Here is a 26701-nt window from a genome sequence, read left to right on the forward strand (position 1 = left end):
CGGCTGGCTCGGACGGCGGGCGACCGCAAGGTTACGCCCGCCGTGATAGGCAGATCAATCTTGAAGACCCGTGTTGCGATAGGCAGCGCCTATCGCGCCCGCAGCTGCTCGGCGATCTGGACCAGCGCTTCCAGCACCGGCGGCAACGGCTCGCGGCTGGCCAGCGCCAGCCCGACCATGTGTTCGCCCCCGGTCAGCGGCCGCGCCCTGACGCCCGAGGGCAGCGGCAGCCCGTCGGCCAGCGCCTGCGGCAGGATCGCCGCCCAGCCGCCGGTGGCGACATGGGACAGGATCGCCAGCATGGAATTGGATTCCACCTTGGGCGTGACCAGCGCATCCGCCTGCGCCAGCCGGGCCGAGACGATGCGGCGGTTCTGCATGTCCGGGGTCAGCAGGCACAGGGGCCGCGTCGCCGCCTCGGCCCAGGACACCGGCCCGGATTGCGAACTGCGGTCGACCAGGCACAGGGTTTCCACGAACAGCGGCACCGTGCGCAGCCGCCCCAGCGATTCGCCGTCCAGATAGGTGACGCCGGCGTCCAGCTCCAACGCGGCGATCTGGTCGCGGATCTCGTCGGACGAGCGCGACAGGATGGTGATCTCGGCCGCCGGGTGGCGGGCCAGGAACGGCGCCGTCAGCTCGGCGATGCGGGGCATCGCGGTCGGGATCACCCCCAGCCGCAGCCGCCCCGACACCCCGCTGCGGGTAGCGCGCAGCTCGGCCTGCATGGTGCGCACGTCGCCGACGATGCGCCGCGCCCATTCCAGCACCCGCTCGCCCTCGGGCGTCAGCCCGTGAAACCGTGACCCCCGCCGCACCAGCTGCACGCCCAGATGCTCCTCAAGCGTGCGCAGCGCCGAGGACAGCGAGGGCTGGGTGATCCCCAGCGCCTCGGCCGCGCGGCCGAAATGCTGTTCGCGCGCCAGCACCATGAACATCTGCAGCCGCTCGATCATCGTGGGGCACCTTGCGCAGTTTCGGGCGGTCCCAAATATCCCACGGGGGTCCGGGGGTATGAAACCCCCGGTGCGGCGGCGCCGGCGGGACCGCCGCTAGCGCGCGCTCACAGAATCTCGACGCGCCAGCTTTCGATGACGGTGTTGGCCAGCAGCTGCTCGCACATGCGCCCGACCTCGGCCTCGGCCGCTGCCGCGTCGGTGGCGGCCAGGTCCAGCTCGATCACCTTGCCCTGGCGCACGCCCTCGACACCCTGGAACCCCAGCGTGCCCAGCGCATGGCGGATCGCCTCGCCCTGCGGGTCCAGGACGCCGTTCTTCAGCATGATCGTCACGCGGGCTTTCATTCGGGGCGCGTCCTTCTGGTGGTTCAGTTGATGAGCGTGGGTTTCACGGGCACGGCGGCGGGCAGCACGCCCAGACGGCGCGCGACCTCGGAATAGGCGTCGGTCAGATTGCCCAGGTCGCGGCGGAACACGTCCTTGTCCAGCTTCTGCCCGGTCTTGATGTCCCACAGCCGGCAGCTGTCGGGGCTGATTTCATCGGCGACGACCAGCCGCATGAACTCGCCGTCCCAGATCCGGCCGATCTCGATCTTGAAGTCGATCAGCTTGATGCCGACGCCGTAGAACACCCCCGACAGGAAGTCGTTCACCCGCAGCGCGAGCGACACGATGTCGTCCAGATCCTGCTGGCTGGCCCAGCCAAAGGCGATCACATATTCCTCGGACACCATCGGATCGCCGAGCTCGTCGTTCTTGAAGCTGTATTCGACGATCGGCCGGGGCAGCTGGGTGCCCTCTTCCATGCCCAGCCGCTTGGCGATGCTGCCCGCGGCAAAGTTGCGCACGATCACTTCCAGCGGGATGATCTCGACCTGGCGGATCAGCTGCTCGCGCATGTTGATGCGGCGGATGAAATGGGTGGGCACGCCGATATTGCCCAAACCCTGCATGAAATATTCCGACAGGCGGTTGTTCAGCACCCCCTTGCCCTCGATCACCGCCTTTTTCTGGGCGTTGAACGCGGTCGCGTCGTCCTTGAAATACTGGATCAGGGTGCCCGGCTCGGTGCCTTCGTAAAGGATCTTGGCCTTGCCTTCGTAGATCTTCTTGCGTCTGGGGGCCATGATCGCGCGCCTTTCCTTGGGCGGGTTCGGATTGTCCCCGCACCCATAGCCCCGTTCGGGGCTCAGGGGCAATACGGGCCGGCGGCCTGCGCGAAGATGTGCGGGCGGCTGCGGGCCGCCCCCTGCGGCAGAACCGCCGGGCGGGAAACGGGGCTTGCGGGGGGTGTCCCCGGACTGCAATATCGAAAACGACATCAATCGGAGGCTTTGATGAGCACTTTCGACGACCGCGAGCGCGCCCATGAATCCAAGTTCGCCCTTGACGCCGAGCTGCGGTTCAAGGCCGAGGCCAGGCGCAACCGCTTGCTGGGCGAATGGGCGGCCGGGCTGCTGGGCAAGACCGGGGACGAGGCGCGGACCTATGCGCTGACCGTGGTTTCGTCCGATTTCGACGAGCCCGGCGAAGAGGACGTGTTCCGCAAGATCAGCGCCGATCTGGCCGGCAAGGCCGACGAGGCCACGATCCGCGCCCGGATGGCCGAGTTCCGCGCCGAGGCCCGCCGCCAGATCCTCGAGGAAATCTGAGCCCACCCGAGCCCGGGGCCGTCCCGGATCGTTACGAAAGCCCCCGCTCCCGGGGGCTTTTTTCGTGTCGCGGCCGAAGGTTCAGCCGGGCGCCACAGCGGCGGCAGAGGGGGCGGCCGCCTGCTCGACCCGGGGATAATACGCGCCCATCGCCAGCGCCCGCCCGAGATACAGCACCATCAGCGCCGCCCACAGCCCGTGGTTGCCGAAGCGCGGCACCAGCAGCAGCACCGCCAGCCCGTAGGCCGCCACCGCCGGCAGCATGGCGCGGCGCATTTCGCGCGTCAGCGTGGCGCCGATGAAGATGCCGTCCAGCATCCAGCTGGCCACGCCCAGCAGCGGCGCCAGCACCAGCCACGGCAGATAGACCGCCGCCGCCGCCCGCACCTCGGCCGAGGTCGTCAGCCACGACACCAGCTGCCCGCCCGCCAGCGCAAAGACGAGGCTCAGCGCGAGCGCCCCGGCCAGCCCCCAGCCCGAGGTCAGCACCGCGGCGCGGCGCACCCGTTCGGGGCGGCGCGCGCCCACCGCCTGCCCGACCAGCGATTCCGCGGCGAAGGCCAGCCCGTCCAGGCCGAATGCGGTGATCGCCAGGAACTGCAGCAGCACCTGATTGGCCGCCAGCGCCACGTCGCCCATGCCCGCGCCGACGAACACGAATGCCGTCATCGCCCCCTGCAGCAGCACCGAGCGCAGCATGATGTCGCTGTTGACCCGCAGCATCCGCCCCAGCTGCGCCCGCGCCCAGATCCCGACGGCACACGCGCCCTCACGCAGTGCCGGGGCCGCCAGATACAGCGCCAGCGCCAGCCCCGACAGCTCGGCCGCCAGCGTGGCGGCGGCGACGCCGCGCACGCCCCAGCCGAAGCCCAGCACGAACAGCAGGTCCAGCCCGATATTGACCAGATTGACCAGCATCTGCACCGCCAGCACCGCGCGGGTGCTTTCGGTGGCGATCATCCAACCGGTCAGCGCATACATGGCGATGGTGGCCGGCGCCCCCCAGATGCGGATCGCGACATAGGCGCGGGCCAGCGCTTCGACCTCGGCCGAGGCCGGGGCCAGCCGGAAGGCCAGCGCCATCAGCGGCCATTGCAGCACGATCAGCGCCGCCCCGGCCGCACCCGCAACCGCCAGCGCCCGGATCAGATGCGCGCCGCTTTCCGCGCCATCCCCGGCGCCGTGGCTTTGCGCCACCATCCCCGAGGTGCCCATGCGCAGGAACCCGAAGATCCAGTAGACCGAGGTCAGGATCACCGCCCCCAGCCCCACCGCGCCGATGGGTGCCGCCTGCCCCAGGCGCCCGACCACCCCGGTATCCACCGCGCCCAGGATCGGCACGGTGGCATTGGCCAGCACGATCGGCAGCGCGATCGCCAGCACCCGGCGATGGGTCAGCGCATCGGGGGTGGTCACGCCCGCAGCCCGGCTAGCCGCGGGGCTGCGGCATCAGGAAATGCCCCGTCGCCTGCGCAAACAGGCGCGAGCGGTTTTCCTGCCACGCCTCGACCTGCACGCTGGCATAGCGCCGCCCCAGCCGCACCACCCGGCCGCGGGCATAGGCGTCCCGCGCCAGCCCCGAGCGCAGATAGTCGATGGTGAAATCGATGGTCTTGGGCAGCCGCGGCATCGGCCCGGCGGCCCTGGCCTCACCCTCGCCCAGCTCGATCTCGGGGCCGTCGGCGGGCAGCACGCCGCCGCCCTCGTCGCCCATGGCGGTCCAGACCAGCTCCATCACCGCCGCGGTCTCGAGGAATGCCGCGGTGACGCCGCCGTGCAGCGCCGGCAGCGCCGGGTTGCCGATCAGCCGGCCGGCAAAGGGCAGCACGGTGGTCAGCTCGTCGCCGCGGCGGTCCACCTGCACCCGCAGCCAGCCAAAATACGGCACCTTGGCCAGCAGCCCGTCGATCACCGATTCGCGCGTCAGCCCCATGTCACACCCCCACCGTGAACGTGCCCGTCGCCGTGGCGACCGGCGTGTCGCCGTCGTCGCGCGCCACCGCCCGCACGAAGGCGACCGAGCGGGTGACGTGGAAACATTCCGCCCGCGCCCGCACCCGCTGCCCCGGCGCGGCCGAGCGCAGATAGTCGATCCGCAGGTCGATGGTGGCGGTCACCGGCGGGCGCGAGGGGTGGCACAGCACCGACAGCCCGCAACTCATGTCCATCAGCGCCGAGATCACGCCGCCATGCAGCACCCCGGTGCGCGGATCGCCGACGAACTCGGGCGCCCAGGGCATCGCCACCTCGACGCAGCCGGGGGTGGCCTCGACCACCTCCATCCCCAGCGCTTCGGCATGGGGCACCACCTCCATGAAGCGGCGGACGATCGTTTCCGCGTCTTGCGCATCGGTGCCGGACTGCATTTCCATCGCGGTTCCTGTCCCTGATCCTTCGCCTTCCTGCCCCGTGAGTGCCCCGGCCCGGCGCGCATCGCAACCCTGCCCTCGCGGCACGCGCCCCGGTTGAGATCGCGGCGGGGCTGCGCTAGGGTTTCCCAAGTGGCCGGGACAGGCAGGATGCGAGACGAAAGCTACATCAGTTTCAAACAGATGTGCGAGCAATTCGGGGTCACCCCCCGGACCTTGCGCTATTACGAATACATCGAGCTGCTGAGCCCCCTGCGCGAGGGCCGCGCCCGCTGGTACAGCCCGCGCGAGGTCGCGCGGATGAAGCTGATCATGCGCGGCCGCCGCTTCGGCTTCAGCCTCGAGGAAATCCGCCAGTGGCTGCTGATGTACCAGCAGAACGGCACCCGCGCCCAATACGAGGTCTGGATCGAGTTCGCGACCAAGCAGCTGGACGTGCTGGCCGCCCAGCGCGACGACATCGACGCCGCCATCGCCGACCTGCGCAAGCTGCGCGACGAAACCGTGGCGCTGGTGGCCAAGCTGCCGCCCGGCAGCAACGGCGCGGACCCCGCCCCCGACAGCGCCCCCGGCGACGGCCGGGACGGCACGGGGAACTGACCCAGCGGCATCCCCGGCGATGACGCAGCGTCCCTGCTGGCGGAACGCCGGCGGGGCTGTATCCATTGGTGGACAGCGGCCGGAAACCACCTGCGCCGCCAGGCCGGACAAGGACTTGGCCCCGACCGCCCGCCGCGGCGGGCCCGGCACCGGCAGGGCGGCCGCGGGGGGCACGGCGCCGCGACGACCCGCTGGGTCCGGCGCGCCCGGCCAGCCACCGACGAATGCCGAGGAGGATCCATGACCGCCTATACCGCCCCGATCCGCGACATGCAGTTCCTGCTGCACGACCTGCTGCGGATTTCCGACTCCGGCCTGCCCGGCCGCGAGGAACTGGACGCATCCTTCACCCAGGCGGTGCTGGACGCCGCCGGCCAGCTCGCCTCGGAAGTGCTGGAACCGCTGAACGCCACCGGCGACCGCGAAGGCTGCGTGCTGGAAAACGGCACCGTCCGCACCCCCGCCGGCTTCGACCGCGCCTTTGACGCCATGCGCGAGGGCGGCTGGACCGGGCTCGACTGCGACCCGGACTATGGCGGCCAGGGAATGCCCTATGTGCTGAACGTGGCGGCGGGCGAGATGTTCGTCAGCGCCAACATGGCCTTCAACATGTATCAGGGCCTGACCCACGGCGCCTATTCGGCGATCCACGCCCATGGCACCGACGCGCAAAAGGCGATGTATCTGCCGAAGCTGGTCAGCTGCGAATGGACCGGCACCATGAACCTGACCGAGCCGCATTGCGGCACCGACCTGGGCCTGCTGCGCACCAAGGCCGAGCCGCAGGACGACGGCAGCTATCTGATCACCGGGCAGAAGATCTTCATCTCGGCCGGCGACCACGATCTGGCGGACAACGTCATCCATCTGGTGCTGGCCAAGGCCCCCGGCGGCGGCGAGGGCACCAAAGGCATCAGCCTGTTCATCGTGCCCAAATTCCTGGTGAACGAGGACGGCAGCCTCGGCGCGCGCAACGCGGTCAGCGTCGGCAAGCTGGAAGAAAAGATGGGCATCCACGGCAACGCCACCTGCGTGATGGATTACGACGGGGCGCGCGGCTGGCTGCTGGGCGACCTGCACAAAGGCATGCGCGCCATGTTCACCATGATGAACGAGGCGCGGCTGGGCGTCGGGCTGCAAGGCTATGCCGTGGCCGAGGGCGCCTATCAGAACGCCGTCGCCTATGCCCGCGAACGGCTGCAGGGCCGCGCGGTGACCGGGGCGGAAAACCCCGCTGGTCCGGCTGACCCGATCATCGTCCACCCCGACATCCGTCGGGCGCTGATGGACCAGAAATCCTTCCTGGAAGGGGCGCGGGCGCTGACCTTCTGGGGCGCCGACCTGATCGACCGCGGCCATCAGGGCGACGCGGCGGCCGAGGGGCTGGTGTCGCTGCTGACTCCGGTCATCAAGGGCTTCCTGACCGACAAGGGCTTCGAATCCGCGGTGCAGGCGCAGCAGGTGTTCGGCGGCCACGGCTATATCGAGGAAACCGGCATGTCGCAGTTCGTCCGCGACGCCCGCATCCCGATGATCTACGAAGGCGCGAACGGCATCCAGGCGCTGGACCTGGTGGGCCGCAAGCTGGCGCAGGACGGCGGCAAGCACGTCATGGCGTTTTTCGAGATGGTCAAGGGCTTCATCCGCGACAACGAAGGCAACGAGGCGCTGAAGGCCGACTTCCTCGAGCCGCTCAAGGCGGCGTCCAAGGACCTGCAGGCGGCGGCGATGTTCTTCATGGAACGGGGGATGAAGAATCCCAACGACGCGCTCGCCGGATCCTACGACTTCATGCATCTGTTCGGCCATGTGGCGCTTGGGCTGATGTGGGGCCGCATGGCGGCGGCCGCCCAGGCGGCGCTGGACGCAGGCGCCGAGGATCGCGGCTTCTACGAAACCAAGCTGGCGACCGGGCGCTATTACATGGCGCGGCAGCTGCCGATCACCGCGACGCATCTTGCCCGCATCCGCTCGGGCGCGGCGCCGGTGATGGCGCTGTCGGCCGAGCAGTTCTGAGATGAGTACCCTTCCCGCCGGCGGCACCGCCGGAGCCTCCGGCGGGGATATTTGGATGATGAAGATGGACGCGGCCCCGACCCGTGCCGGGCCATCGGCATCAATGGCGCGGGCCGGGGCTTCCTTCTCCATCAGCGGTCATCGGCGTCCCCGCCTGTACCGCCCGGCCAGAGTGGCGCAGAATGGTTGAAAATCGGTTAACCCGCCCCCTCTTCATCATGAAAATATCCCGCGGGGGTCCGGGGGCGCGAAGCCCCCGGTTCACCTGCACCATGCCCCGCATTGTTACCGCATCGGAGGACCCATGACCGACGCCTATATCTTTGATGCCGCCCGCACCCCGCGCGGCCGCGGCCGCCGCGACGGCAGCCTGCACGAAGTCACCTCGCTGGCGCTGTCGGCGCGGCTGCTCAACGCGATGAAGCAGCGCAACGGGCTCGATGGCCACGCGGTCGAGGACGTGATCTGGGGCAACGTCACCCAGGTCAAGGAACAGGGCGGCTGCCTCGCCCGCTCGGCCGTGCTGATGTCGGATCTGGACGAGCGCATCCCGGGCCTGTCGATCAACCGCTTCTGCGCCAGCGGGATGGAGGCGGTGAACCTGGCCGCCAACCAGGTCAAGGCCGGCGCCGGCGGCGCCTATCTGGCCGGCGGGGTCGAGATGATGAGCCGCGTCGCCATGGGCTCGGACGGCGCCGCCATCGCCGTCGACCCGGCCTTGGCGATGAAGACCTATTTCGTCCCGCAGGGGATCTCGGCCGACATCATCGCCACCGAATACGGCTTTACCCGCGAACAGGCCGACGCGCTGGCCGTCGAATCCCAGCGCCGTGCGGCGCAGGCCTGGGACGAGGGGCGTTTCGCGAAATCCATCGTGCCGGTGCTGGACCAGAACGGGCTGGTGATCCTCGACCGCGACGAGCACATGCGCCCCGGCACCACGGTCGACGACCTGGCCAAGCTCAAGCCCGCCTTCAAGGACATGGGCGAGGTGATGCCCGGCTTCGACAAGGTGGCGATGCTGAAATACCCGCATCTCGACCGGATCGAGCACATCCACCACGCCGGCAACTCGTCCGGGATCGTGGATGGGGCGGCAGCAGTGCTGCTGGGTTCGCGCGAATGGGGCGAGGCGATGGGCCTGAAGCCCCGCGCCCGCATCCGCGCCACCGCCAAGATCGGCACCGACCCGACCATCATGCTGACCGGCCCGGTGCCGGTGACCGAAAAGGTGCTGCGCGACGCCGGCATGGCCATCGGCGACATCGACCTGTTCGAGGTGAACGAGGCCTTTGCCTCGGTCGTGCTGCGCTTCATGCAGGCGTTCGACGTCTCGCCCGAGCGCGTCAACGTCAACGGCGGCGCCATCGCCATGGGCCACCCGCTGGGCGCCACCGGCGCCATGATCATCGGCATGCTGCTGGACGAACTGGAACGGCGCGACCTGAGCACCGGGCTGGCGACACTGTGCGTCGCCTCGGGCATGGGCGCGGCCACGATCATCGAAAGGGTGTAAGAGATGACCGACTTCACCATGCAGAAGGACGCAGAGGGCGTCGCGACCATCACCTGGGACGTCCCGGGCAAGTCGATGAACGTGCTGTCGATGGACGGCGCCGCCGAGCTTGACGCGTTGATCGACGATGCGCTGGCCGATGATGCGGTCAAGGGCATCGTCATCACCTCGGGCAAGCCGGATTTCGCCGCCGGGATGGACCTCAACGTGCTGGCCGGCATGAAACAGGGCGGCGCGCAGGCGGTGTTCGACGGGGTGATGAGCCTGCATCACCTGCTGCGCAAGATCGAGCGCGCGGGCATGGACCCCAAGACCCTGAAGGGGGCCAAGCCCATCGCCGCCGCCCTGCCCGGCACCGCGCTGGGGATCGGGCTGGAGCTGCCGCTGGCCTGCCACCGCATCTTTGCCGCCGACAATCCCAAGGCAAAGATCGGCCTGCCCGAGATCATGGTCGGCATTTTCCCCGGCGCCGGCGGCACCACCCGGCTGTCGCGCAAGCTGGGCGCGATGGCGGCGGCGCCCCTGCTGCTGGAAGGCAAGCTGAACGCCCCCGCCAAGGCCAAGGCGGCGGGTGCCATCGACGAGGTGGTGGCCGACCCGGTGGCGGCGGCGCGGGACTGGGTGCTGTCGGCATCAGAGGCCGATCTGGTCAAGCCGTGGGACGCCAAGGGCTACAAGATGCCCGGCGGCGATCCGTGGCACCCGGCCGGCTTCATGACCTTTCTCGGCGCCAACGCCATGGTGATGGGCAAGACCATGGGGGTCTATCCCGCCGCCCGCGCGCTGCTGTCGGCGGTGTACGAGGGCGCGCAGGTCGATTTCGACACCGCCCTGCGCATCGAGGCGCGCTGGTTCACCCAGGTGCTGATGAACCCCTCGGCCGGGAACATGATCCGCAGCCTGTTCATCAGCAAGGAGGCGCTGGAAAAAGGCGCCAACCGCCCCGACGTCCCCGACCAGCGGGTGCGCAAGCTGGGCGTGCTGGGCGCCGGCATGATGGGCGCGGGCATCGCCCATGTCGCAGCCAATGCCGGGATCGAGGTGGTGCTGATCGATTCCACGCAAGAGGCCGCGGATCGCGGCAAGGCCCATTCCGCCGGCATCCTCGACAAGGGCATCAGCCGCAAGAAGCTGACCGAGGAGAAAAAGGCCCAGGTGCTGTCGCGCATCACCGCCACCACCGATTACGCCGCGCTGAACGGCTGCGACCTGATCGTCGAGGCGGTGTTCGAGGACCCGAAGGTCAAAGCCGAGGTCACCGCGAAAGCCGAGGCGGTGATCCCCACGGATGCGATCTTCGCCACCAACACCTCGACCCTGCCGATCAGCGATCTGGCGAAAGCCTCAAGCCGGCCGGATCAGTTCATCGGCATCCATTTCTTCAGCCCGGTGGACAAGATGGCGCTGGTGGAAATCATCCGCGGGCGCGAGACCGGCGAGCGCGCAGTGGCCAAGGCGCTGGATTTCGTGCGCCAGATCCGCAAGACCCCGATCGTGGTGAACGACGCGCGGTTCTTCTACGCCAACCGCTGCATCATCCCCTATATCAACGAAGGCATCCGCATGGTCGGCGAAGGGGTGAACCCGGTGCTGATCGAGAATGCCGCGCGGCTGATGGGGATGCCGCTGGGGCCGCTGCAGCTGGTCGATGAGACCTCGATCGAGCTGGGCGCCCGCATCGCCCGCGCCACCCGCGCCGCGATGGGCGAGGCCTATCCGGACGAGGCGGTGGACGCGGTGATCTTTGCGATGGAAAAGGCCGGCCGGCTGGGGCGCAAGGCCAAGGCGGGCTTCTATGCCTATGACGACGCCGGCAAGCGGCAGGGGCTGTGGGAGGGGCTTGCCTCCGACTATCCCCGCGCCGAGGACCAGCCGGAACTGACCGAGGTGCAGCACCGGCTGATGTTCGCCCAAGCGCTGGAGGCCGTGCGGGCGCTGGAACAGGGCGTGCTGACCGACATCCGCGAAGGCGACGTCGGCGCCATCCTCGGTTGGGGCTTCGCGCCCTGGACCGGGGGGCCGTTCGGCTGGCTGGACATGCTGGGCGCCGAACGCGCGGTCGAGATCGCGGAAGCGCTGGCCGCAAGCCACGGCGACCGCTTCGCTCCGCCCGCGCTGCTGCGCGACATGGCTGCCAAGGGCGACAGCTTCTACGGCCGCTTCGGGGCGCAGGCGGCGGCTGCGTAACGATAGGGGGGCCGGGTCGTCATGGCCCGGCTCCTATCATCATACCCCGGTCTTGTCCGGCACCGCCGGAGCGGGGGCCAGCCCCCGCACCCCCGGGATATTTGCATGATGAAGAAGGAGCGGGCGACGGATTTCCGTTCGATTCCGGAAGAGTGCGACCCTGTCCATCTTCATCACGCAAATATCCCCGCCGGAGGCTCCGGCAGAGCGGTCAGGCCTGCCCCCCGATTTTCAGCGGGCAGTTGTCAGACCAGCCCCTCGGCCCGGAACAGCGCCAGCACATCCGCCTCGGGGCGGGCGCCGACGTGGGAAATCACCTCAGCCGCAGCGATGCAGCCCATGCGGCCGGCGACCGCGAGCGGGCGGCCGGTGGCCAGCCCGTAGATCAGCCCGGCGGCGAACTGGTCGCCGGCGCCGGTGGCATCGACCGGGGTGACCGCATGGACCGGCGCGGTCACCCGCTCATCCCCGCGGATCAGGATCGCGTCCTCGCCCGAGCGGGTGCAGATCACCGTGCCGCAATCGGCGGCGGCCAGCCGCAGCGCCTCGTCCAGATCCGCCACCTGATAAAGCGCAAGCCATTCATGGACGTTGCCGATCACGTAATCCATCGGCCCGGCGACCAGCCGGCGGAAATCCTCGCGGTGGCGGTCGACGCAGAACGGGTCGCTCAGCGCGATGCCGGCCTGTCCGCCGGCCGCCCGTGCCGCAAGCGCCGCCTTGTGGAACGCCGCCTTCCCCTTGTCCTTGTCGAACAGATAGCCTTCCAGAAACAGCCAGCAGCCGTCGCTGAACAGCGCCTCGTCCACGTCGCTTTCGTCGAGCTCCGCCGAGATCCCCAGCCAGGTGTTCATCGAACGCTCGCCATCCGGGGTCACGAAGATCACCGAGCGAGAGGTCGGCAGCCCCGCCCCCGCCACCGGCGGGTTCACGAAATCGCTGCCTTCGGCCACCGTCTGCCGGACATAGGCGCGACCCAGATCGTCGTCGGCGACACGGCCGATGCAGGCGGTGGACAGCCCCAGCCGCCCCAGCCCGGCCATGGTGTTGGCGACCGAGCCGCCCGGCACCAGCCGCGCCCCCGAGGCCGCTGCGGTCAGCTGGTCCGAGCGGTCACGCTCGACCAGCGCCATCACCCCGCGGGCGATGCCCAGTTGCTCCAGCTGCGCGTCGGTGATCGGCGCGATCACGTCCATCACCGCATTGCCGATGCCGATCACCCGATATGCCATGGCTGCCCCTCAGATCACTGTCCGCGCGCTTAAACCCGCTGCGGAGGCCAAGGGCAAGCCGCGGAAATCAGGCGGGATCGGTGGTCTTGGGCTCGTAGGGGCAGAGCTCGCGGATCGGGCAGATCGGGCAGCGCGGGCGGCGGGCCTGGCAGATATAGCGGCCGTGCAGGATCAGCCAGTGATGGGCGTCCTGCTGGAACTCGGCGGGCACGTTGTCCTCGATCGCGCGCTCGACCTCGGCCTCAGACCGGCCGGGGGCGATGCGGGTGCGGTTGCCGACGCGGAAGATATGGGTGTCCACCGCCTGCGCCGGCACCCGCCAGATCGTGTTCAGCACCACGTTGGCGGTCTTGCGCCCCACCCCCGGCAGGGTCATCAGCGCCACGCGGGACGAGGGCACCTTGCCGTCATAGACCTCGACCAGCCGCTGCGACATCGCGATCAGGTTGCGGGCCTTTTGCCGGAACAGGCCGATGGTCTTGATATGCTCGGTCACGCCCTCGACCCCCAGCGCCAGCATCGCCTGCGGGGTGGGGGCGGCGTCGAACAGCGCGGGCGTGGCCTTGTTCACGCCCACGTCGGTCGCCTGCGCCGACAGCGCCACCGCCACCAGCAGGGTGAAGGCGTCGCGATACTGCAGCTCGGTCGTGGGCCGGGGGTTCGCCGCCGCCAGGATCGAGAAGATCGCCAGCTGCTGCCCATAGTCGAGCGGCGGCCCCACCCGCGCCGGCGGCGTCGCGGCAGCGGGGCGGGGCTTGCGGGCGGGCGCCTTGGGCGAAGCTTCTCTGGCCATGCCCCGGTGATGCCCGCGCCGGCGCCGGGGCGCAAGCCCACGGCGCAATCGAGGATTTGTGACAGGGTTTCAGTGAGTTCCCATGGCGATGGCCCGGAACTTCTGCAAGGCTTGCGCCGTTCGGCACCGGATGGATCAGGAGGTATGGGACACCCTGCCGCCGGTTGGCTTGTGAAAGGACAGAACAGATGAACCGCCGAGTTTCCCTTATCGTCGCCGTGCTGGGGGCGACCGCGCTGAGCGCCTGCGCCACCGACCCCTATGGCTACGGCCAGCCGGCCAGCCGAACCCAGACCGGCGCGCTGACCGGCGCGGCCGCCGGTGCGATCTATGGCGCGGTGCGCGACAAGGACGGCAACGACCGCGGCCGCGACATCGCGCGGGGCGCGATCCTGGGCGGGCTTGCCGGCGCGGGCGTGGGCGCGGTCCTGGACGCGCAGGCGCGGTCGCTGCAAAGCCAGATGACCACGCCCGGCGTGCGGGTGACCAACACCGGGCAGACGGTGAACGTGACCCTGCCGGAAAGCGTGCTGTTCGGCTTCGACAGCGCCGCGATTTCGGGCCCGGCGCAGAACGACCTCTATGCGGTCGCGCGCAACCTGCAGCAATATCCGAACTCGACCATCCAGGTGATCGGCCACACCGATTCGACCGGCACTGCCGCCTATAACGTCGATCTGTCGCAGCGCCGTGCCCGTTCGGTGGCCAATGTGCTGACCGCGGGCGGGGTCTCGTCCAACCGCATCGCCATCGCCGGTATGGGGATGAGCCAGCCCATCGCCTCGAACGACACCGCCGCGGGGCGGGCGCAGAACCGCCGGGTCGAGATCATCATCCGCCCCACCCGCTGACAGCAGAGCATATAAAGAAAATCCCCGGTGTCGCCACCGGGGATTTTTCATTCGGCTGTCGGATGTCCGGCCAGCGGGCTCAGTTCAGATGCCGGGCCACGTCGTCGATGGCGCGGTCGATCCCGGCGCTGCGCGCGCCTGCATCCATCTGGGCACCCAGCAGCTCGGTCGCGGCGGACATGGCCACTTGCACGGCGCGGTCGCGGACGGCGCGGACGGCATCGCCCTCGGCCGCGGCGATCTGGTCCTGCGCGGCGGCCAGCCGGCGCTCGATCGACTTCTGCAGGTCGAGCTTGGCCTTTTCCGCCTGGGCCATGGCCTCGCGCCTTGCGTTGGCAACGATCTCGTCGGCCTGGCTGCGGACCTCGCGCTGCCGGCGCTCATAGCTGGCATAGATGTCCTGGGCCTCGTCGCGCAGGCGACGGGCCTCGGCGATATCGGCCTTGATCGCCTCGGCGCGCTTGTCCAGCAGCTTGCCGATCGCCGCGGGGATGCGGAAATACAGCAGGATGCCGATGAACCCCAGGAAGGCCAGGGTGACGATGAAGTCGGTGTTGCGCAGCGAGAAGAACGGACCCGAGGCGGCCAGCGCCGGCGATGCGGCCAGCGCGGCGGCGACGGCGATCAGACGGGCGATCATTGCACGGCTCCCTTGATGCGGCTGTCCACGGCGGCGTCGACGGCCGCGGTGTCCGGCCGGCCGCCGAAGGTCGAGACCAGCTCGGCCGCGACCTCGCGGGCGACGTTGCGGGCGTCGGTGGCGGCGGATTCCCGGATCTCGGCGATGCGGCGTTCCGATTCGGCGGCGCGGGCGGCGATCTCGGCGTCGGCCTTGGCGATGGCGACCTTTAGCTCGGCGTCGATCTCGGCCTTGTTGGCGGCGACGATCTTGCCGGCCTCGGCCCGGGCTTCAGCCAGGGCGCGGTCATAGGCGGCCTCGGCCTCGCGGGCCTTGCGCTTGAAATCCTCGGCCGCGGCCAGGTCGGCGGTCATCAGCCCCTGCCGGTCGCCCAGAATGCGGCCGATCCGGGGCAGTGCGACCCGCGACAGGATCAGGTAGATGGCGGCCAGCGCCACCACCAGCCAGAAGATCTGGTTGCCGAAGGTCGAGAAATCGAGCTGCGGCATTCCCACCGCAGAGCCGGCCGCATCCGCGGCGGCATGGCCGGCGGCAACGACCGTTTCGGTTTCCGCCACGACCACGCCAGCGGCCGGGTCGGCGGGTACCACGATGATGGTCTGATCGACCGCGGCTGGGGCGGTCTGCTGCAAAAGGCTGAACATATCCTATCCCTGGCCTGCGGTTGGCAATCGGGCGGGGCGCGAAGGGCCCCACCCAAAAGCAAGGAGTGGCGTCGGGATCAGGCCGCGAACAGCAGCAGCAGCGCGACGAGGAACGAGAAGATGCCCAGAGCTTCGGCAAAGGCCATGCCGATGAACAGCATCGCGGTCTGCGACGCGGCGGCCGAGGGGTTGCGCAGCGCGCCCGACAGGTAGTTGCCGGCGACGTTGCCCACCCCCATGGCGGCGCCCGCCATGCCGATGCAGGCCAGACCGGCACCCAGATACTTGCCCAGCTCGGCGTAGGTCGCGACGTTTTCCATGATATGCTCCTTGAGGCTTTGGAAACGGTGGAAAGATTGGTCCTGCCGGCGTCAGTGGGCCGGGTGCAGCGCGTCTTTCAGATACACGCAGGTCAGGATGGTGAACACATAGGCCTGGATCACGGCGACCATGATCTCGAACGCGAACATGCCGATGATGGCCAGGATCGAGACCGGCGCGATCACAGCGATGGCGGCAAAGGCCGCAAAGACCTTGATGACCGCGTGGCCCGCCAGCAGGTTGCCGGCAAGACGAATGGAGTGGCTGACCGGGCGGACAAAGTAGGAAATCACCTCGATCACGGCCAGCACCGGGCGCAGCGCCAGCGGCGCCGAGGACACCCAGAACAGCCCCAGGAAATGCGCGCCGTTGCGGACAAACCCCAGGATGGTCACGCCAAGAAACACCAGCAGCGCCAGCACGCCGGTCACGGCGATATGCGAGGTGGTGGTAAAGGATTTGGGCAGCAGCCCCAGCATGTTCGCGAACAGGATGAAGCAGAACAGCGTGAAGACATAGGGGAAATAGCGCAGCCCCTCTTTCCCCGACACGTCCTCGATCATCTTGTGGACCATGCCGTAGGTCAGTTCCGCCATCGACTGGATGCGCGACGGGATCAGCGCCCGTCCCGAGGTGCCCACCACGAACAGCAGCCACACCGCCAGCACCGCCAGCGCCAGCCACAGCGTGACGTTGGTGGGGGTGTACCAGTGGACCGCGCCGTCGCCGAAAAGCGGACGGACGATGAACTGGTCCATCGGGTGGAACACCAGGCCCGTGCTGTCTTCTGTCGCCACGATCAGTCCCTCTCGTCCTTTGCCGGATCGTCGCCCGGTTTGGCCTGCACCGGCGGGCCGCCCATCTCGGCGGCTGTCCGCAACATCGTCTTTATGCCGGCCGCAAAGCCGAGGAAGATGAACAGCACCATCAGCACCGGGGTGGTGCCCAGGGCGAGGTCCAGCCCGTAGCCGATGCCGAATCCGACGCCCAGCCCCGCCACCAGCTCGATCACCATCCTCCACGCCTGGTTGGCGTGGGCGAATTTGTCCATGCCGGGCGGAGCCAGCCTGTCATCGCGCCCGGCCTTGGCCAGGCGTTCCTCCAGCGCCCGCAGCCTTTCGGCGTCACGGGCCTGCTGGCCGCTGTCGTCGCCGTCCTGCTGCATGTTCCGCCCTCATGCGTTGCGGTGCTGATAGGCACTGGCCGCGGCTGAGTCAACCGTGGCAAGCCGGCGGACAGCGCCTTGATAATTCTGGGTTTACCGCTAACCGCGCCCGTCGCCGGGGTCGGATTCCGGGGCGCACGGGGCTGCAGGCTCATTCAACCTGCCGGTTGAACATTGCCCTGAGGCCTGCGATTCAGGGCCATGTCCCCTGCCCTCTTGCTCCAAGGTCCCATGCCCGCCGACCGCGATCTCGACCTGATCTTCGCCGCGCTTGCCGATCCGACGCGGCGGGCGATCCTGTCGATGCTGCTGGAAGACGACATGGCGGTGACCGACGTGGCCGCGCCCTTCGGGATCAGCCTGGCGGCGATCTCGAAGCATCTGGCGACGCTGGCGGGGGCGGGGCTGATCCGGCAGGAACGCCGCGGGCGGATCATCTGGTGCAAGCTCGACCCCGAGGGGATGCGCGCCGCCGCCGTGTGGATGCGCAGCTTCGGGCAGGTCGACCCTCTGGATCTGGACGATTTCGAGCGGTTCCTGGCCGCCGAGCTGAGGCTGGCCGCGGAGGCCGAGGGGGTGGCCGAGACCCCGGAATGAAAAAGGGCCGGTCTCCCGGCCCCGGTTTCATCCGTTCGTCCGGGCTCAGGCCCGGATCATGTCGGCTGCAGCCTCAGGCAGCCGCGTCATAGGCGGTTTCGGCCGCGCCCACCGGCTGTTCGACATCGTGATAGGCGTACATCTGGTCCAGCACCGCCAGCGCGCGCCGGTTCGGCAGCCGCTGCACCGGGCGGGTCACGAAATCCAGGTCCGCCATCAGCCCTTGGGGACGTTCGGCCTGCGACAGTTCTTTGCGAGTCATTTTCCATCACCTTGAGAAGGATGAGTGTCCTCCCGACCCGATATCTAATGCCGCAGCGCAGCATTCGCCATGGGGGTGACGCCGGGTCACTGCGGTCAAATTCGCGTAAAATGCCCTTGTTTGCCGACGAAACAGGCCGCCCGTGGGGGCGGCCTGCGTCACTGTGGCACAGTCGTGATCACAAATTGCGATCACACCATCCGGTCGACCATCAGATGCTTGATCTCGGCGATGGCCTTGGCCGGGTTCAGCCCCTTGGGGCAGGTGTTGGTGCAGTTCATGATCGCGTGGCAGCGATAGACCTTGAACGGGTCCTCGAGCTCGTCCAGCCGCTCGCCGGTGGCCTCGTCGCGCGAATCGACGATCCAGCGATAGGCGTGCAGCAGGGCCGCCGGCCCCATGTAGCGGTCGGCGTTCCACCAGTAGGACGGGCAGGCGGTCGAGCAGCAGGCGCAGAGGATGCACTCATAGAGCCCGTCCAGCTTCTTGCGGTCCTCGATCGACTGGCGCCATTCCTCGTTCGGGGTCGGCGTCTCGGTGATCAGATAGGGGTGCACGGCGGCGTGCTGGGCGTAGAAATGCGTCAGGTCGGGGATCAGGTCCTTGACCACCGGCATATGCGGCAGCGGATAGATGTTCACGTCGCCCGACACCTCGTCCATGCCGTAGATGCAGGCCAGGTGGTTGCCGCCGTCGATGTTCATCGCGCAGGACCCGCAGATCCCCTCGCGGCACGAGCGGCGGAAGGTCAGGGTCGGGTCGATCTCGGTCTTGATCTTGATCAGCGCGTCCAGGACCATCGGGCCGCATTTGGCCTCGTCGATCCAATAGGTGTCCAGCCGCGGGTTCTCGCCGGTGTCGGGGTCCCAGCGATAGATGTTGAACCGGCGCAGCTTGGTGGCGCCCTGCGGCTTCGGCCAGGTCTTGCCGACCCGGATACGGCTGTTCTGAGGAAGGGTAAGCTGGACCATCTGGCTATCCTTTCGGGGCGTCAGCCCTCAACTTGGCTGGATCTCAACGCGGATCGGTGAATGCGGCGGCGAACCGCGTCAGGTATTCGGGGGGCAGCGCGCGCGGGGTCACGGTGAACCGCGCCATCCGCCCGGCCATGGAGTCGACCGGCACCAACTCCTCGATCCAGTGATACGACTCGCGGTCGATGTAATCGTCGAACAGCACCGTCACCGGCCGGGTGCAGCGGATCATGGTGGTCAGGAAACAGGCGACACGGAAGCGCCCGTCGATCAGCACCACATCGGGGTGGCGGAAGCGCGGGTGGTCCCAGATCTCGGTGGCGTACAGCGGATAGCGCCGGAACCCGCTGCGGTCGGCGGGATGGCCCCAGGCTTTCGTCGGGCCGATGTCGGCGTGGTGGACCAAGAAGCGATCGTCCGCAAACCGCGCCGACAGCGCCGCATCGATATCGGCGGCCCATTGCGCATCGCTTTCCACGCTGGCCACGAACCCCCCGCCCGCCTCCAGCGCCAGAAAGGTCGAGCCGCCGCTGCCGTATTCCAGCACCACCCGAGCGCCCGCGCAGGCGTCGCGCAGGGCTGCGGCGGCGTCTTCGGGCAGGGTCAGGGGGAACACCCGCGCCGCAGCCCCAGCCGCAGCGGGCACAGCGCCCGGCGCATCGGCAGTCACCGGCCCGCCATGATCCCTGCCATGCCCGGCCGCCGCAAGCACAAGCCCCTGCATGGACCTACGCCCTCCCCCGAACCTGGGGACCCGAGAACCGGCGCACCATCTCAGCCCCTCCAGCCCGGCTGCTCGTACAGCGGGCGGGTCGGCATCTGGCCCGAGCGTTGCTGCACGCACTGGGCGAAGGCATCGGCGGGGTCGCGACGCATCAGCTGATCCATCGGCATCGAGACGCTGACACCGACGCCCGAATGGCTCCAGTGCCTGCCGCCGCCCACGCCCACCGCGACATTGCCGCGGGGGCCTGAAATGGCATCATACGCAGCCGCAAGGCAGATCCTTTCCGCCTGCTCGACGGAAACGGGCTGCTGCGCGCAGCCCGCCACCGCCGCCGCGCCCAGCAGCGCCAGCGCCGCCAGGGGATGCGCGCGCGCGCTCATCAGGCGACGGCCGCGCGCTGGATGCATTGCGCGGTCGCGGGCCGCGACACGATCGCGGCCACCGCACCGGCGGCACCCGACTGGCCCTGCAGCGACGCGATGTCGGCCAGCTCGGCCATGGTGGCGTTCTGCATCACGCAGTCGGTCAGCGGCGCGACGTTGCGGCCGGGCAGCCGGCGCGCCATTTCAGAGCTGACCACCTGCCGCGCCACCGCGTTGCTGGGCTGGGCCGGGGCCGTCACGACCGGCGCCGTCGGCGTGGTCACGATCGGCCCGGTCGGCGGAACCGCCACGCAGCCGGCCAGAACGGCGGCCGCGGCCAGGGCGGGAAGAATGGAAATGCGCATCAATAGACCCTCGCTTTCGGTGCGATCTTTGCAGGATCGATCCCCCCTTCCCCCGGCGCGGTCAGCGGATCGAGGTGGACGGGCCGATAGGCCAGTTTGACGTCATTTCCATCCACCCATGCAAGCGAGTGCTTGCGCCAGTTGGCGTCATCCCGCTCAGGGTAGTCCTCATGCGCGTGGGCGCCGCGGCTTTCCTTGCGCGCCTCGGCGGCGACGATGGTGGCCAGGGCGTTGGGCATCAGGTTGGTCAGCTCCAGCGTTTCCATCAGGTCGCTGTTCCAGATCAGGCTGCGGTCGGTGACGTGCAGATCGTCCAGCTTGGCGGCGATCTCGGTCATCTTCTCGACGCCCTCGGCCAGGGTCCTGTCGGTGCGGAACACCGCCGCGTCGGCCTGCATGGTGCGCTGCATCTGGTTGCGCAGCTCGGCCGTCGGCGTGCCGCCGTTGGCGTGGCGCAGCGCGTCGAAGCGGTCCAGCGCGCGGTCGACCTCGGCCTTGTTGGTCGCGGGGATCGCCGCCTTGCGGTCGATCACCTGGCCCGCGCGGATCGCCGCGGCGCGGCCGAACACCACCAGGTCGATCAGGCTGTTCGAGCCCAGCCGGTTCGCCCCGTGGACGGATGCGCAGCCGGCCTCGCCCACCGCCATCAGCCCCGGGAACACCCGGTCGGGTTCGCCCTGCGTCGGGTTCAGAACCTCGCCCCAGTAGTTCGTCGGCACCCCGCCCATGTTGTAGTGGACGGTCGGCAGGATCGGGATCGGTTCCTTGGTGACATCCACCCCGGCAAAGATCTTGGCCGATTCCGAGATCCCCGGCAGCCGTTCCGCCAGCGCCTCGGGCGGCAGGTGCTGCAGGTTCAGGAACATGTGGTCCTTGTGCTCGCCCACCCCGCGGCCCTCGCGGATCTCGATGGTGATGCAGCGGGAAACCACGTCGCGGGACGCCAGGTCCTTGTAGGTCGGGGCATAGCGTTCCATGAACCGCTCGCCTTCCGAGTTGGTCAGGTAGCCGCCCTCGCCGCGCGCGCCCTCGGTGATCAGGCAGCCCGAGCCGTAGATGCCGGTCGGGTGGAACTGCACGAACTCCATGTCCTGCAGGGGCAGGCCCGCACGCGCCACCATGCCGCCGCCGTCGCCGGTGCAGGTATGGGCGCTGGTCGCGCTGAAATAGGCGCGGCCGTAGCCGCCGGTCGCGAGCACCACCATTTTCGCGTTGAAGACGTGGATGGTGCCGTCGTCCAGCTTCCAGCAGACCACGCCGGTGCAGGCGCCGTCGGTGATCACCAGGTCGATGGCGAAATATTCGATGAAGAACTCGGCCTTTTCCTTGAGGCTCTGGCCGTAGAGCGTGTGCAGGATGGCGTGGCCGGTGCGGTCGGCGGCGGCGCAGGTGCGCTGCACGGGCGGGCCCTCGCCGAACTCGGTGGTGTGGCCGCCGAAGGGGCGCTGGTAGATCTTGCCCTCTTCGGTGCGCGAAAACGGCACGCCGTAGTGTTCCAGCTCATAGACGGCCTTGGGGGCCTCGCGCGCCAGGTATTCCATGGCGTCGGTGTCGCCCAGCCAGTCCGAGCCCTTGACGGTGTCGTACATGTGCCACTGCCAGTTGTCGGGGCCCATGTTGGACAGGCTGGCGGCGATGCCGCCCTGTGCCGCGACGGTGTGGCTGCGGGTCGGAAAGACCTTGGTCACGCAGGCGGTCTTGAACCCCTGCTCGGCCATGCCCAGCGTCGCGCGCAGGCCCGCGCCGCCGGCGCCGACAACCACCACGTCGTAATCATGCGTCTGGTATTCGTATGCGGACATGGGACCCTCAGGAAACGACGACGACGGCGGCCGGCGACAGCATCATGCGCGCCAGCGCATAGACGACCGCGGCGATGACGGCCCAGCCGAACAGATGCGACAGGATGATGGCGACCTTGCGCTCGGCATGATCGAGATAGTCGTCGATCATGATGCGGGTGCCGTTGATATAGTGGTGCATCCCCACCACCAGGAACAGCGCGGTGACGATCGCCGGATAGGGGCGGCTGAAATAGGCCACCACCGCCTCATGCGGCAGGCCGATGGCCGAGGCGACCACAAGGATGAAGGCCGGGGTCAGGATCAGCAGCGCGGCCGAGCTGACGGTCATGCCCCAGTGATGGGCGGTCGAGGCGCCCGGACCGGCGGCGCCCAGTCCCTTGGCGGCCTTGCGGGGGGTGATGTAGCGCATGTGTCTTCCCCTCTCAGATCACGAACAGCAGCAGGGTCAGAAGCGTCAGCCCGACCGAGCCCCAGATCAGCACCCAGCTGGCCTGCCGCGCCTCGGGCTTGGTCATCAGCAGCCGCGCGTCATAGAAGAAATGCCGGATCCCGGCGAGGAAGTGGTACCACAGCGCCCAGACCGAGCCGAGCAGCACCAGATAGCCGATCCAGCTGCGCAGCACCCAGTCGGCGGTGGCAAAGGCGCGCGGCCCGGTCGCGGCGGCGACCAGCCACCAGACCACCAGCAGCAGCCCGGCGACCAGCGCCTGCCCGGTGATCCGGGTCATGATGGATGTGACCGCAGCGATCGGCAGCCTGTAGACGCTGAGATGCGGCGAAAGCGGGCGGTTTCCGCGAGGGATGTCTCCCATGGGCGCTCCTGTCCGAAAAAGCGCGGGCCAAGCTGGCGCGCGGGCTGGCTTGAGTTCGTAAGTCTGTCTAGCCATCCTTTGAGCGCTGTCACGGTCCAGATCAACCCCGGCGACGCTTTGCTCCATGTTAGCGCAATTCGTGATCACAAGCCCGGTCTCAGTGATCACAAACCTGCGGTTTCGTGCTGCGCAGCAGCGGGCTGCCGTGCCGCGATGCAGCAGATGCCGCCAGCCGCGGCCAGTCGATTCCGGCCCCCGCGGCCAGATAACCGCCATCTGCCAAGCCCTTGGCCAGTGCGGCCGCATCGGGAAGCGCCTCGGCCAGCACCGCCGACTCGGGCGCGCCCTGCGCCAGCATCGCCCGCCAGCGCCGGTATTTCCCCGAGGGCTGCGGCCGCCCCGGAAGGTCCGGCGACAGGATCGCGGCATAGCGACGGACCGAGCGCAGGAACTCGGCCGCCGAGCGCATGGGGAAATGCCGCATCCTGATCGCGGTCGGCACCGGCTCGGCGGCGGGGTCCAGCGCGACCGCGTGGCTGCCGGCGGCCAGCCCCCGCAGCCCCTGCGGGCGAAAGATCACCTTGGGCGGCAGGCGAAAGGCGAACCACGGCAGCGCCAGCGGCACCGCGGGATCGGCGTGGCCGCCGGGCGGCAGCAGCGCCCGCGTGCACAGATGCACCAGCGCCTGCTGCCAGCCCGCCTCCTCCAGCGCCTCGATACTGCCGATCATGTTGTCGCGTTCGCAGCGCAGCACGCGGTCCGCGCCATGCGCGGCCAGCGCCGCGCGCAGATCGCCGCCGGGCGCGACCAGGAACTCGTCGGCATCGGGGGCGGCGATCCAAGCGGGCCGCAGCCGCGCGGCCGCATCGCGGACCAGCGCGTCCAGCGCCACCGCCAGCTGGAAATCCGCAGGGTCGTCGCGGATCACTTCGGCCACCCCGGCGCGGACATAGAGGTCCAGGATATCGGCGGTGTCGTCGGTCGAGCCGTTGTCCAGCACCACCACCCGGTCCACCCCGGCGGCGAGATGGTGTTCGAGGTTCAGGCCGATGATATCAGCCTCGTCCCGCACCACCATCGCCAGCAGGATCACGGGCTCACCGCGGGATCAGCGCCCAGTAGTCGAGGTCGAGCAGCACATGCGGCGCGTATTTCCCGTCCTCGGCCCGCAGGGTGGTGTCGCCGGGCGCGCCCTTGTGGGCGACCAGCCGCAGCCGGATCGCGCCGATGCCGGGCGAGTCGGTCTCGGCCAGTTCCAGCACCTCGGACCACGCCCGCACGGTGTCGCCGGCGAAACAGGGGTTCGCGTGGGCGCCGCCGTTCAGCGCCACGATCATCTGCGCATTGGCCAGCCCGTTGAAGGACAGCGCGCGGGCCAGGCTGATGACATGGCCGCCATAGATCAGCCGCCGCCCGTCCTCGCGGAAGGTGGCGTCGAAATGCACCTTGGCGGTGTTCTGCCACAGCCGGGTGGCGAGCATATGCTCGGCCTCTTCCACGGTCACCGCGTCCACGTGGTCGATGATCTCGCCCACCGCGTAGTCGCCCCAGCGGTGCGGCTCGCCTGCCAGTTCAAAGTCGTAGTCGCTGAAATCCAGCCCCTCGGGGACCACCAGATCGGCGGCGGGGACCACGCGGGCAAGGTTCGGCACCACCGGCTCGGGGGCGGGGCTGGCGGCGTCGCGCTTGCGCACCATCACCCAGCGCACATATTCCAGCACCACCTCGTCCTGCTGATTCAGGCCGCGGGTGCGGACATAGACGGTGCCGGACTTGCCGTTCGAGTTCTGCTTGACCCCGATCACCTCGGATTCCGCGCGCAGCGTGTCGCCGGGCCAGACGGGCTTCAGCCAACGCCCCTCGGCATAGCCAAGATTCGCCACCGCATTCAGCGACACATCCGGCACGGTCTTGCCGAAGACGGTGTGGAAGGCGATCAGGTCGTCCATCGGGCTACCGTCCAGCCCGCAGCTGGCCGCGAAATCATCCGAGGAATAGATCGCCCCCCGCGCCGGATACAGCGCATGGTAAAGCGCGCGCTCACCCTCGGCTACGGTGCGGGGCACGGCGTGGCGGATCACGTCGCCGACGTGGTAATCCTCGAAGAAACGGCCCGGATTGGTCTTGCTCATTGCTCACCCAGCTTCATGTCGGGGTGATATTCCCCGTCGATTTCCTTGGTCACCGCCTGCGCGCAGCGCATCACGCCCCGCGTGGCGTCATACGAGATGCTGGGCGCGCCGTGCAGCACCCAGCCTTTCGACAGCGCCAGGCTGATCTTGTGGCAGAAGGCCGAGGTGTCGTCCTCGGTCAGCAGGCGATAGATCGTGGCCATGGCGGTTCCTTTCCTCAGGCGCCGAAGGGGTTGACGCCCAGCAGGATATGGATGCCCGCGACCAGACCATAGACCACCAGCGCGGCGATGGCGGCGATGGCCTCCTTGCGGATCGAGGTTTCATGCGGCGGCGGGCGCCAGCCGGGCTGGCTGCGGTTGATGACGGCGATTTCCACCAGCGCCCAGGCCAGCAGCCCGCCGAACAGCACCAGCGAGGGCAGGTCGCCGTTGGTCAGCAGATGCGCAAAGGCCCAGAGCGAGAACCCCACCAGCTGCGGATGGCGCATCTGGGTGCCGATGCGGTTCCTGATCCCCGACGAGGCGAACAGGAAGAACGCCACCAGCACCAGCAGGTTGTTGATGCCCTTGAGCGCGGGCCCCGCCGCCCACCACATCGTCACATCGGCCGAGCGGTAGCCGATCACCATCAGCACCACCGACAGGATCAGCGCCGCCGCGACCATGCCCTTGCCGGACTGGCCGAGGCCCCGGCGCGTCCCGGGCGCCAGCCGCTTGAACAGATGCGCACCCCACCACAGCGCGACCCCCACGATCAGCAGAAACATCGGCGGCTCCCTTATCTGGCTGCGCTCAGCCTGCCATCACCCGGCCAGCGCGGCAATCGCATCCGCACGCGCAAGGGTCTTGCGGGCGGTTTCGACGTGCAGGTTTTCCACGATGCGACCATCCACCACGGCCACGGCCTTGCCCTCGGCGATGGCGGCCTCATAGGCCTCGATCTGGCGGCGCGACAGGTCGATCTCGGCCCCGGTCGGGGCGAATGCGGCGTTGGCGATGTCGAGCTGCGCGGGGTGGATCAGGGTCTTGCCGTCGAAACCCATGTCGCGGCCCTGCTCGCACTCGGCGCGCAAGCCCTCCTCGTCCTTGAAGGCGTTGAACACCCCGTCAACGATCACCAGCCCATGGGCACGCGCGGCCAGCAGGCACAGCCCCAGCCCCGCCTGCATCCCCAGCCGGTCGGGGCGGTGGCGGCTGCCCAGTTCCTTGGCCAGGTCGTTGGTGCCCATCACCATCCCCTGCAGCCGCGGATGCGCGGCAATGGCGGCGGCGTTCAGCATCCCCAGCGCGGTTTCCATCATCGCCCACAGCGGGATGTCGCCGGTGATGGCGGCGACCGCGTCCAGATCCTCGGGGCGGCTGACCTTGGGGACCAGCACCGCGTCAGCGCAGTCACCCAGACCGGCGGCAAAGGCGGCGTCGTCGCGCCCCCATTCGGTATCGAAGCCGTTGATGCGCACGATCCGCGCCCGCCCGCCGTAATCCTGCGCCAGCGCCGCGCGCAGCAGCTCGCGCGCGCCGGGTTTTTCCGCGGGCGCCACCGCATCCTCGAGGTCAAAGATGATCGCGTCGGCCGCCAGCGTCCGCGCCTTGTCCATGGCACGCTGGTTGGCGGCGGGAATATAGAGAACCGAGCGATAGGGACGGGTCATGGGGCCGGACCTTTCATTCAACGCGCAAGAATCGTTCGTCTGCCTGCCCGTTTCCGCCAGAAACGGC

33 protein-coding genes are annotated in these 26701 nt (G+C 68.9%); 7 read left to right on the forward strand and 26 right to left on the reverse strand.

Annotation, left to right across the window (positions count from 1 at the left end):
- Window positions 1–89: 89 nt before the first annotated feature.
- From RSP45_RS05820 to purC, 3 genes are all read right to left on the reverse strand, one after another.
- Entirely contained in the window at window positions 90–956 is an 867-nt protein-coding gene (locus RSP45_RS05820) for a LysR family transcriptional regulator (RefSeq protein ID WP_415393589.1), read from the reverse strand.
- Between the two features lie 107 nt (window positions 957–1063).
- Window positions 1064–1303, reverse strand: coding sequence for a phosphoribosylformylglycinamidine synthase subunit PurS (gene purS, locus RSP45_RS05825; RefSeq protein ID WP_073060146.1), 240 nt, complete (start codon window positions 1301–1303; stop codon window positions 1064–1066).
- A gap of 23 nt (window positions 1304–1326) precedes the next feature.
- A complete protein-coding gene (purC, locus tag RSP45_RS05830) occupies window positions 1327–2085 on the reverse strand; it encodes a phosphoribosylaminoimidazolesuccinocarboxamide synthase (protein ID WP_073060149.1) in 759 nt (252 codons plus the stop codon).
- A 210-nt stretch (window positions 2086–2295) separates the two neighbouring features.
- On the opposite strand from purC, the gene RSP45_RS05835 reads away from it, so the two are divergent.
- Complete coding sequence (locus tag RSP45_RS05835) at window positions 2296–2610, forward strand: DUF1476 domain-containing protein (protein WP_415393590.1); 315 nt, start codon at window positions 2296–2298, stop codon at window positions 2608–2610.
- Between the two features lie 81 nt (window positions 2611–2691).
- Here the strand turns inward: RSP45_RS05835 and RSP45_RS05840 are convergent, their stop codons facing one another.
- The 3 genes from RSP45_RS05840 to RSP45_RS05850 are packed head-to-tail and all read right to left on the reverse strand — an operon-like array spanning window position 2692 to window position 4982.
- Complete coding sequence (locus tag RSP45_RS05840; RefSeq protein ID WP_415393591.1) at window positions 2692–4026, reverse strand: MATE family efflux transporter; 1335 nt, start codon at window positions 4024–4026, stop codon at window positions 2692–2694.
- A gap of 13 nt (window positions 4027–4039) precedes the next feature.
- Window positions 4040–4543 (reverse strand): PaaI family thioesterase, encoded by a 504-nt coding sequence (locus RSP45_RS05845; protein WP_415393592.1) that lies wholly within the window; start codon window positions 4541–4543, stop codon window positions 4040–4042.
- A 1-nt stretch (window position 4544) separates the two neighbouring features.
- A complete protein-coding gene (locus RSP45_RS05850) occupies window positions 4545–4982 on the reverse strand; it encodes a PaaI family thioesterase (protein WP_084731882.1) in 438 nt (145 codons plus the stop codon).
- A 147-nt stretch (window positions 4983–5129) separates the two neighbouring features.
- On the opposite strand from RSP45_RS05850, the gene RSP45_RS05855 reads away from it, so the two are divergent.
- The 4 genes from RSP45_RS05855 to RSP45_RS05870 all read left to right on the forward strand — a co-directional run bounded on the left by RSP45_RS05855 (window position 5130) and on the right by RSP45_RS05870 (window position 11298).
- Window positions 5130–5579 carry a MerR family transcriptional regulator gene (locus tag RSP45_RS05855; protein WP_084731883.1) on the forward strand — a complete coding sequence of 150 codons (450 nt, stop codon included), beginning with the start codon at window positions 5130–5132 and terminating at the stop codon, window positions 5577–5579.
- Between the two features lie 240 nt (window positions 5580–5819).
- Window positions 5820–7595, forward strand: a complete 1776-nt coding sequence (locus RSP45_RS05860; protein ID WP_415393593.1) for an acyl-CoA dehydrogenase C-terminal domain-containing protein — start codon at window positions 5820–5822, stop codon at window positions 7593–7595.
- 304 nt (window positions 7596–7899) lie between these two features.
- Window positions 7900–9111, forward strand: coding sequence for an acetyl-CoA C-acetyltransferase (locus tag RSP45_RS05865; RefSeq protein ID WP_415393594.1), 1212 nt, complete (start codon window positions 7900–7902; stop codon window positions 9109–9111).
- 3 nt (window positions 9112–9114) lie between these two features.
- Window positions 9115–11298 (forward strand): 3-hydroxyacyl-CoA dehydrogenase NAD-binding domain-containing protein, encoded by a 2184-nt coding sequence (locus tag RSP45_RS05870; RefSeq protein ID WP_415393595.1) that lies wholly within the window; start codon window positions 9115–9117, stop codon window positions 11296–11298.
- A 245-nt stretch (window positions 11299–11543) separates the two neighbouring features.
- On the opposite strand, the gene RSP45_RS05875 is transcribed toward RSP45_RS05870, so the two are convergent.
- Together RSP45_RS05875 and nth are read right to left on the reverse strand one after the other, a co-directional pair.
- On the reverse strand, window positions 11544–12530 hold the full coding sequence (locus tag RSP45_RS05875) for an adenosine kinase (RefSeq protein WP_415393596.1): 987 nt from the start codon (window positions 12528–12530) through the stop codon (window positions 11544–11546).
- A gap of 67 nt (window positions 12531–12597) precedes the next feature.
- Window positions 12598–13251, reverse strand: coding sequence for an endonuclease III (gene nth / locus RSP45_RS05880; RefSeq protein ID WP_415394006.1), 654 nt, complete (start codon window positions 13249–13251; stop codon window positions 12598–12600).
- 260 nt (window positions 13252–13511) lie between these two features.
- On the opposite strand from nth, the gene RSP45_RS05885 reads away from it, so the two are divergent.
- A complete protein-coding gene (locus RSP45_RS05885) occupies window positions 13512–14174 on the forward strand; it encodes an OmpA family protein (RefSeq protein ID WP_324327486.1) in 663 nt (220 codons plus the stop codon).
- Window positions 14175–14253: 79 nt separating this feature from the next.
- Here the strand turns inward: RSP45_RS05885 and RSP45_RS05890 are convergent, their stop codons facing one another.
- The 5 genes from RSP45_RS05890 to RSP45_RS05910 all read right to left on the reverse strand — a co-directional run bounded on the left by RSP45_RS05890 (window position 14254) and on the right by RSP45_RS05910 (window position 16944).
- Complete coding sequence (locus tag RSP45_RS05890; RefSeq protein WP_415393597.1) at window positions 14254–14814, reverse strand: F0F1 ATP synthase subunit B; 561 nt, start codon at window positions 14812–14814, stop codon at window positions 14254–14256.
- Window positions 14811–15302 carry a F0F1 ATP synthase subunit B' gene (locus RSP45_RS05895; RefSeq protein WP_234951961.1) on the reverse strand — a complete coding sequence of 164 codons (492 nt, stop codon included), beginning with the start codon at window positions 15300–15302 and terminating at the stop codon, window positions 14811–14813. Before RSP45_RS05895 ends, RSP45_RS05890 begins: the two co-directional genes overlap by 4 nt.
- A gap of 233 nt (window positions 15303–15535) precedes the next feature.
- Window positions 15536–15778, reverse strand: coding sequence for a F0F1 ATP synthase subunit C (locus RSP45_RS05900; RefSeq protein ID WP_073060195.1), 243 nt, complete (start codon window positions 15776–15778; stop codon window positions 15536–15538).
- 51 nt (window positions 15779–15829) lie between these two features.
- Window positions 15830–16537, reverse strand: coding sequence for a F0F1 ATP synthase subunit A (locus tag RSP45_RS05905; protein WP_415394007.1), 708 nt, complete (start codon window positions 16535–16537; stop codon window positions 15830–15832).
- 41 nt (window positions 16538–16578) lie between these two features.
- On the reverse strand, window positions 16579–16944 hold the full coding sequence (locus RSP45_RS05910) for an AtpZ/AtpI family protein (protein ID WP_073060201.1): 366 nt from the start codon (window positions 16942–16944) through the stop codon (window positions 16579–16581).
- Between the two features lie 231 nt (window positions 16945–17175).
- Between RSP45_RS05910 and RSP45_RS05915 the strand changes: the two genes are divergently transcribed.
- Window positions 17176–17541, forward strand: coding sequence for an ArsR/SmtB family transcription factor (locus tag RSP45_RS05915; RefSeq protein WP_415393598.1), 366 nt, complete (start codon window positions 17176–17178; stop codon window positions 17539–17541).
- A 73-nt stretch (window positions 17542–17614) separates the two neighbouring features.
- Here the strand turns inward: RSP45_RS05915 and RSP45_RS05920 are convergent, their stop codons facing one another.
- From RSP45_RS05920 to RSP45_RS05980, 13 genes are all read right to left on the reverse strand, one after another.
- Window positions 17615–17803, reverse strand: coding sequence for a hypothetical protein (locus RSP45_RS05920; protein ID WP_073060207.1), 189 nt, complete (start codon window positions 17801–17803; stop codon window positions 17615–17617).
- Window positions 17804–17994: 191 nt separating this feature from the next.
- The gene (locus RSP45_RS05925) at window positions 17995–18774 is read right to left on the reverse strand and encodes a succinate dehydrogenase iron-sulfur subunit (RefSeq protein WP_073060211.1); all 780 of its coding nucleotides are present in this window, start codon (window positions 18772–18774) and stop codon (window positions 17995–17997) included.
- Window positions 18775–18817: 43 nt separating this feature from the next.
- Window positions 18818–19501, reverse strand: coding sequence for a hypothetical protein (locus RSP45_RS05930; RefSeq protein WP_415393599.1), 684 nt, complete (start codon window positions 19499–19501; stop codon window positions 18818–18820).
- 50 nt (window positions 19502–19551) lie between these two features.
- Window positions 19552–19884 (reverse strand): hypothetical protein, encoded by a 333-nt coding sequence (locus RSP45_RS05935; protein ID WP_415393600.1) that lies wholly within the window; start codon window positions 19882–19884, stop codon window positions 19552–19554.
- Window positions 19884–20231 carry a hypothetical protein gene (locus RSP45_RS05940; RefSeq protein ID WP_415393601.1) on the reverse strand — a complete coding sequence of 116 codons (348 nt, stop codon included), beginning with the start codon at window positions 20229–20231 and terminating at the stop codon, window positions 19884–19886. Before RSP45_RS05940 ends, RSP45_RS05935 begins: the two co-directional genes overlap by 1 nt.
- Complete coding sequence (gene sdhA / locus RSP45_RS05945; protein ID WP_073060217.1) at window positions 20231–22033, reverse strand: succinate dehydrogenase flavoprotein subunit; 1803 nt, start codon at window positions 22031–22033, stop codon at window positions 20231–20233. The genes RSP45_RS05940 and sdhA overlap by 1 nt, the downstream gene beginning before the upstream one ends.
- Window positions 22034–22040: 7 nt before the next feature.
- Window positions 22041–22445: a succinate dehydrogenase, hydrophobic membrane anchor protein gene (locus tag RSP45_RS05950; protein ID WP_303728937.1), complete on the reverse strand. Its 405-nt coding sequence runs from the start codon at window positions 22443–22445 to the stop codon at window positions 22041–22043.
- Window positions 22446–22458: 13 nt separating this feature from the next.
- Entirely contained in the window at window positions 22459–22848 is a 390-nt protein-coding gene (gene sdhC / locus RSP45_RS05955; RefSeq protein ID WP_415393602.1) for a succinate dehydrogenase, cytochrome b556 subunit, read from the reverse strand.
- Between the two features lie 157 nt (window positions 22849–23005).
- Window positions 23006–23941 carry a glycosyltransferase family 2 protein gene (locus tag RSP45_RS05960; protein WP_415393603.1) on the reverse strand — a complete coding sequence of 312 codons (936 nt, stop codon included), beginning with the start codon at window positions 23939–23941 and terminating at the stop codon, window positions 23006–23008.
- A gap of 4 nt (window positions 23942–23945) precedes the next feature.
- Entirely contained in the window at window positions 23946–24980 is a 1035-nt protein-coding gene (locus RSP45_RS05965; RefSeq protein WP_415393604.1) for a MaoC family dehydratase, read from the reverse strand.
- A complete protein-coding gene (locus RSP45_RS05970) occupies window positions 24977–25183 on the reverse strand; it encodes a DUF1737 domain-containing protein (RefSeq protein WP_415393605.1) in 207 nt (68 codons plus the stop codon). The genes RSP45_RS05965 and RSP45_RS05970 overlap by 4 nt, the downstream gene beginning before the upstream one ends.
- Window positions 25184–25197: 14 nt before the next feature.
- Window positions 25198–25749: an NnrU family protein gene (locus tag RSP45_RS05975; protein WP_415393606.1), complete on the reverse strand. Its 552-nt coding sequence runs from the start codon at window positions 25747–25749 to the stop codon at window positions 25198–25200.
- Window positions 25750–25785: 36 nt separating this feature from the next.
- Window positions 25786–26634, reverse strand: a complete 849-nt coding sequence (locus RSP45_RS05980) for an HpcH/HpaI aldolase/citrate lyase family protein (protein ID WP_415393607.1) — start codon at window positions 26632–26634, stop codon at window positions 25786–25788.
- Window positions 26635–26701 lie beyond the last annotated feature (67 nt).

This window comes from Paracoccus sp. SJTW-4, assembly GCF_047716885.1.
Taxonomy (GTDB): domain Bacteria; phylum Pseudomonadota; class Alphaproteobacteria; order Rhodobacterales; family Rhodobacteraceae; genus Paracoccus; species Paracoccus solventivorans.